The sequence below is a fragment of the Neisseria sp. MVDL19-042950 genome, from assembly GCF_030504625.1.
Classification (GTDB): domain Bacteria; phylum Pseudomonadota; class Gammaproteobacteria; order Burkholderiales; family Neisseriaceae; genus Neisseria.
The window spans coordinates 1-517 of record NZ_JAUKWH010000036.1 but is presented as its reverse complement, the minus strand read 5'-3'; the positions used below and the strand labels follow the sequence as shown (position 1 = coordinate 517).

General features: G+C 45.8%; 1 protein-coding gene. It reads left to right on the top strand.

Annotated features, from left to right (window positions below; genetic code table 11):
* Positions 1–22 precede the first annotated feature (22 nt).
* Positions 23–517, top strand: a 495-nt coding sequence (locus Q0X97_RS11825; RefSeq protein WP_302067617.1) for a DUF6396 domain-containing protein, incomplete at its 3' end; no start/stop codon positions are given.

Genomic DNA, 517 nt, shown 5'->3' with positions numbered 1-517 from the left:
AGGAAACTCCGAAGCCATGTATATGATCGGACAACTATTGGAAAATGTAAGCATGGATGTTGTTGATAACGCTTTACGTGCGACTTTATTAAAGTTGAGTGATAAATTTTATTTTTGTTCGGCAGATAAAAAGCATCAATTTCCCAACCGAGATGGCGCACTACAAGCAGAAATTGCTTATAGGCATGACGGTAAACAGTTCGATAAAGCTATTCAGGCCGCGCAACAAGGCGTACGTGGCGGTGGAATGCAAAACTCCTTACAACTTAAAAAAGCTTTCAATGCCACTGATCCCCAATACTCGGTTTTTTATGGAGTTCCGGTTGATAAAGAACGTTCCCGACGTTATGGCATTATTGACAATTACTTGAGTACGCACTCCGAACTTAAACCCGAACTGCACGTACAGGAAATAGACGATATCGTACCGCTGCCGCCCGCCCCGCTGCCCGAATGGGACGGCAAACTCGCCATCCAACGCTTTGTCGAAGGCGATGCCCCACCCAAACCCGACGAA